The sequence below is a fragment of the Actinomycetes bacterium genome (assembly GCA_036510875.1).
GTDB lineage: Bacteria > Actinomycetota > Actinomycetes > Prado026 > Prado026 > DATCDE01.
The window spans coordinates 1-4,911 of sequence record DATCDE010000159.1 but is presented as its reverse complement, the minus strand read 5'-3'; the positions used below and the strand labels follow the sequence as shown (position 1 = coordinate 4,911).

At 71.3% G+C, this 4,911-nt stretch carries 8 protein-coding genes; all 8 read right to left on the bottom strand.

Annotated features, from left to right (window positions below; genetic code table 11):
* Positions 1-248: crossover junction endodeoxyribonuclease RuvC (locus tag VIM19_09250; GenBank protein ID HEY5185065.1), on the bottom strand; the 248-nt coding region annotated here is incomplete at its 3' end.
* Between the two features lie 106 nt (positions 249-354).
* Positions 355-513 carry a hypothetical protein gene (locus VIM19_09245; GenBank protein HEY5185064.1) on the bottom strand — a complete coding sequence of 53 codons (159 nt, stop codon included), beginning with the start codon at positions 511-513 and terminating at the stop codon, positions 355-357.
* Positions 514-566: 53 nt separating this feature from the next.
* Positions 567-710, bottom strand: a complete 144-nt coding sequence (locus tag VIM19_09240) for a LuxR C-terminal-related transcriptional regulator (GenBank protein HEY5185063.1) — start codon at positions 708-710, stop codon at positions 567-569.
* A gap of 341 nt (positions 711-1,051) precedes the next feature.
* Complete coding sequence (locus VIM19_09235) at positions 1,052-1,174, bottom strand: hypothetical protein (protein HEY5185062.1); 123 nt, start codon at positions 1,172-1,174, stop codon at positions 1,052-1,054.
* Positions 1,175-1,325: 151 nt separating this feature from the next.
* Positions 1,326-2,078, bottom strand: coding sequence for a YebC/PmpR family DNA-binding transcriptional regulator (locus VIM19_09230; protein ID HEY5185061.1), 753 nt, complete (start codon positions 2,076-2,078; stop codon positions 1,326-1,328).
* Complete coding sequence (gene pdxT, locus VIM19_09225) at positions 2,075-2,692, bottom strand: pyridoxal 5'-phosphate synthase glutaminase subunit PdxT (GenBank protein ID HEY5185060.1); 618 nt, start codon at positions 2,690-2,692, stop codon at positions 2,075-2,077. The genes VIM19_09230 and pdxT overlap by 4 nt, the downstream gene beginning before the upstream one ends.
* Entirely contained in the window at positions 2,689-3,537 is an 849-nt protein-coding gene (gene pdxS / locus VIM19_09220; protein ID HEY5185059.1) for a pyridoxal 5'-phosphate synthase lyase subunit PdxS, read from the bottom strand. The genes pdxT and pdxS overlap by 4 nt, the downstream gene beginning before the upstream one ends.
* Positions 3,538-3,689: 152 nt before the next feature.
* Complete coding sequence (locus tag VIM19_09215; GenBank protein ID HEY5185058.1) at positions 3,690-4,787, bottom strand: DUF3048 domain-containing protein; 1,098 nt, start codon at positions 4,785-4,787, stop codon at positions 3,690-3,692.
* Positions 4,788-4,911: the final 124 nt, after the last annotated feature.

The window sequence follows — 4,911 nt, the reverse complement described above, 5'->3', positions numbered from 1 at the left end:
GCCGTGCCCATGACCGTGCGGACGTTGTGCTGGCTGAACACCCGCTCCACCGCCAGCACGTCCGGCTGGTAGAGGTCCAGCCACTCCTCGACCGCCCGCTCGATGGCGACCAGCCGAACGCCGAGGTCGTCGTCCGGATGGGTCCGGATCACGTTGACCGCGACCAACGTCACCGGCCGCCCCGGTACTCCGTCGACCACGCCCAGACCGCAGCGGGTCAGGCCAGGGTCCACCCCGAACACGCGCACCAGCAAACCTCCCGATCCGAACAGGTGTTCGGATACTAACCCGCGCGGGTAGGCTGCTCCGGGAGGACGCGCCGCAGACCGGTCGCTGGGCGAGCCGTCGCTGCCGTCAGCGCCGCGCCGTCGGCCTCGCCCGGTGCGCCCGCGCCTCGTACTCGGCCGCGAAGAACGCCGCCTTGGCCTCCGGCTCCTGGTCGAGAGCCCGGCGCAACTCGAACGCAACGGTCATCCCCGCGCGCTCGAGGTCATCCCATTCAGAGATGTGCATACTTATACGGTAGCCGTTCCGATCACTGCGCGGACAGGGCCGTTCGGCACCGGTCAGTCGAACGCACCGAGCCGGTGCGCCAGCGCCGCGGCCTCTCCCCGGGTGTCGACCCCTAGCTTGGCCAGGACGTTGGACACGTGCACGCTCGCCGTCTTGGTGCTGATGAACAGCCGCTCGCCGATCTGCCGGTTGGACAGCCCGCCCCGGCGAGCCCGGCGACCTGCGCGGCGCCCCGCTGCCGGATCAGGTCACGCAGCGCCGCCACGAACGGCCCGAAGGCCATGCCGTCGCCGCCGAGGTCGATGCAGCCACCGACGAGGAGCTGGGCGCCGGCCGCGCTCGCCCGCTGGCCGAGCTCCTCCACCAGGCGGCTCTTGCCACCCCTACCTCGCCGCCGAGGACGACGACCACCGGCTCACCCGCTGCAGCGCCGTCCAGCGCCTGTTGCAGGCGGGCGAGCTCGGCGTCGCGGCCCACGAAGACGGGGCTGAGCAGGCTCGGCGGCATGGTTCCGAGGATGCCACCTGGCACCGACGCTTCAGCCGTGGAGGCGGTCACAGCCAGCCGCGAAGCCGCTGCCCCGCCGGGCCGACCGGGCTGCCTGGGATAGCTCGCGCTCCCGCGCCTTGATCAGCTGGATGGTGGTCCAGTAGTTGTTCATGGTCACTCCCTGGGTCAGGTCTTGCCGTGACTCCAGGGTTGAGCTGAGGGGGCGGGTCGCGGATCGGTCGACTGCCCAGGGCTGGCCGGCTGGCTACCTCAGATCTCGGCCGGACCGCCTTAGTTCCGCGGCGTCCGACCTCAGCGGGTGGTCAGCCGACGGCTTCCATGACCTCGTCGGAGACGTCGAAGTTGGCCCACACGTTCTGCACGTCGTCGCTGTCCTCGAGGGCGTCGATGAGCCGGAACACCTTGGCCGCGCCGTCCTCGTCGAGCGGGACGGACACGCTCGGCAGGAACGACGCCTCGGCCGACTCGTAGTCGATGCCGGCAGCCTGCAGCGCGGTGCGGACGGCGACCATGTCCCCGGCCTCGCTGACCACCTCGAACGACTCGCCCAGGTCGTTGACCTCCTCGGCCCCAGCGTCGAGCACCGCCCCCAAGACGTCGTCCTCGGTCATCGACTCGGTCTTCGGCACGATCACCACGCCCTTGCGGGTGAACAGGTAGGCCACCGACCCCGGGTCGGCCATCGAGCCGCCGTTGCGGGTCATCGCCACCCGGACTTCCGAGGCCGCCCGGTTACGGTTGTCGGTGAGGCACTCCACCAGAAACGCCACGCCGTTCGGGCCGTACCCCTCGTACATGATCGTCTGCCAGTCGGCACCCCCGGCCTCCGCGCCGGAGCCACGTTTGACCGCACGGTCGATGTTGTCCGCCGGCACCGAGGTCTTGCGGGCCTTCTGGATGGCGTCGTACAGGGTCGGGTTGCCCTCCGGGTCACCGCCTCCCGTGCGGGCCGCGACCTCGATGTTCTTGATCAGCTTGGCGAACAGCTTGCCGCGCTTGGCATCGATCGCTGCCTTCTTGTGCTTCGTGGTGGCCCACTTGGAGTGGCCGCTCATGCCTGATCTCTCCCACGGTCGGTGAGCATCGAAACGAAGTACGCGTGCACCCGAGGGTCCCCGGTGAGCTCGGGGTGGAACGAGGTCGCGAGCAGGTGCTCCTGACGTACGGCCACGATCCTACCGGCGGCCGGCCCGGCGGCGACGGTCGCGAGGACGTGCACCTGCTCCCCCACCGACTCCACCCACGGTGCCCGGATGAACACCGCGTGCAGCGGCCCGCCGTCGACGCCCTCGACGTCGAGGTCCGACTCGAACGAGTCGACCTGCCGGCCGAACGCGTTCCGCCGCACCGTCATGGCGATTCCGCCGATGGTCTGCTGGTCCGGGCGACCGTCCAGGACGGTGTCCGCCAGCATGATCATCCCGGCGCAGGAGCCGTAGGCCGGCAGCCCCGACCGGACCAGCGCGCGCAGCGGCTCGAGCACCTCGAAGGCCACCGCGAGCTTCGACATCGTGGTCGACTCCCCGCCGGGCAGCACCAGGCCGTCCAGGTCGGTCAGCTCGCTGGGACGACGGACCGGACGGCCCCGCGCGCCCACTGACTCGAGCGCCAGCAGGTGCTCGCGAACGTCGCCCTGAAGGGCGAGGACGCCGACGAGCGGCGCGCTCACCAGCCGCGCTCGGCCAGCCGATGCGGCTGCGGGATCTCCTCGACGTTGATGCCCACCATGGCCTCGCCGAGCCCCCGGGACACCTTCGCCAGCATGTCCGGGTCGTCGAAGAAGGTGGTCGCCTTGACGATCGCCTCGGCCCGCAGAGCCGGGTTGCCGGACTTGAAGATGCCGGAGCCCACGAAGACACCCTCGGCGCCCAGCTGCATCATCATCGCGGCGTCGGCGGGAGTGGCGATGCCGCCGGCGGTGAACAGCACGACGGGCAGCTTGCCCGCGGCCGCGACCTCCTTGACCAGCTCGAACGGAGCCTGCAGCTCCTTGGCCGCGACGTACAGCTCGTCCTCCGGCAGACCGACCAGCCGACGCAGCTCGGCCCGGATGGTGCGCATGTGGGTGACCGCGTTCGACACGTCCCCGGTGCCGGCCTCGCCCTTGGAGCGGATCATGGCGGCGCCCTCGTTGATCCGGCGCAGCGCCTCACCGAGGTTGGTGGCCCCGCAGACGAAGGGCACCGTGAACTGCCACTTGTCGATGTGGTTGGCGTAGTCCGCGGGGGTCAGCACCTCGGACTCGTCCACGTAGTCGACGCCGAGAGCCTGCAGCACCTGCGCCTCGACGAAGTGCCCGATCCGGGCCTTGGCCATCACCGGGATGGAGACCGCCTCGATGATCCCGTCGATCATGTCGGGGTCGCTCATCCGGGAGACGCCGCCCTGGGCCCGGATGTCGGCCGGCACCCGCTCGAGCGCCATGACCGCGACCGCACCGGCGTCCTCGGCGATCTTTGCCTGGTCCGGCGTGACGACGTCCATGATGACGCCGCCCTTGAGCATCTCGGCCATGCCGCGCTTGACCCGCGCGGTGCCGATCTCGGGGCTGGCGGGCTGCTTGCTGTCGGGCTGGGTCGGGCTGGACACGGCGGACCTCACGGGAGGATCGGTGCGGGCAGGGTACGCCCCCATGGTACGGGGGCCGGACGCGGTTGCCCTACTGCTCAGCCGGCGGATGCCGACGCGGAGGGAGCGACCGCGGACGGCTTCGGGACCGGCGTCACCGTCGCGGGCCGGGTGCTTTTGACCAGCGCCACCCACACCTGGCCCGGCGCCAGCGGGAAGTCCTGCCCGGCCACCGTGTAGTGCGTGCCCGACTCGGCACTCGGCCGGGACCAGGTCACGCTGTACGCCCGGCCGTTGCGCAGCACGAGGGCCGGGCCGGACCCGATGGTCTGCGACATGGGCGTGTTGCCGTTCCAGTGGTCGTGGTAGATCGACGGCACCACCTGGACGGACTGGATGATCACCGTGGTGCCACCGAGCACGCCGCCCTCGGTGGCCCGGGCCGGGGTGCCGTCCAGGGCGACCAGCCAGCGATTGGAGGCGGCGTCCCAGGTGAACGCCATCCGGGCGCTCGGGTAGTTGGCGACCACCCGGATGACCGGCTGCCCGCCGGCCGGCACGTCGGAGGCGAACCGGAACCCCACGTCCCGCGCGACCGCAGCCTGCGGGGCCCGGGCCAGCAGCTTCTGCCCGTTGCCGAAGAAGTCGTACGGAGCCTGACGGCCGGACTGCCGCCAGTAGCCGAAGGCGCCGCGGTCGCCGCTGACGTCGTACAGGTTCGCGCTGGCGATCACCGGACGTAGCTTGGTCTGCGCCCCGGAGTAGGCGAAGGCCACCTTTCCGTACTGGGCCAGCAGATCGATGTCGGTGATCCGGGCGCTGCGGATCGGCCCGATGGCCGTGGGGATCTCGCTGGAGTAGATCGCGGCGTACCGGGTCAGCCCGCCCTCCACCTCCTCCACGTAGACCACGTCGGCCTGCTGCAGGCCCGAGTGCGGGTTCGCGAACGCAGTGTTGTCGAGCTTCACCGCGAGCACCGGTCCGTCCTTGGCTCCCGCCCGGCCCGACAGCAGCGACCGCTGCACCTCGGTGGGCGTGGGCGACGGAGTCGGTGACTCGCTGGGGCTGCTCGTGCTGGGCTGGGCCACCGGGCCGCCGGACGTCCCTGCGGAGCAGGCGGCCAGGGCGAGCACGAGCACCGGCCCCACGGCGGCGGAGAGCAGACGGGCACGGGGACGTGCGGAACCCAGGATCACCCCGCGAGGGTAAGTCGGCCGGTCAGGCGGGCGTGCTCAGGCACGCCGGGGGACGGTCGTCGCACTCGAAAGTGACCGGGAGCGGCGCCCGCCCGGCCAGGTGCAGGTACCGCACCAGCCGGTG

Coding starts and splice junctions, on each gene's coding strand:
- VIM19_09245 (HEY5185064.1), bottom strand. CDS start 513: ATGCACATCTCTGAATGGGATGACCTCGAGCGCGCGGGGATGACCGTT.
- VIM19_09230 (HEY5185061.1), bottom strand. CDS start 2,078: ATGAGCGGCCACTCCAAGTGGGCCACCACGAAGCACAAGAAGGCAGCG.
- pdxS (HEY5185059.1), bottom strand. CDS start 3,537: ATGGCCGAGATGCTCAAGGGCGGCGTCATCATGGACGTCGTCACGCCG.
- VIM19_09235 (HEY5185062.1), bottom strand. CDS start 1,174: ATGAACAACTACTGGACCACCATCCAGCTGATCAAGGCGCGGGAGCGC.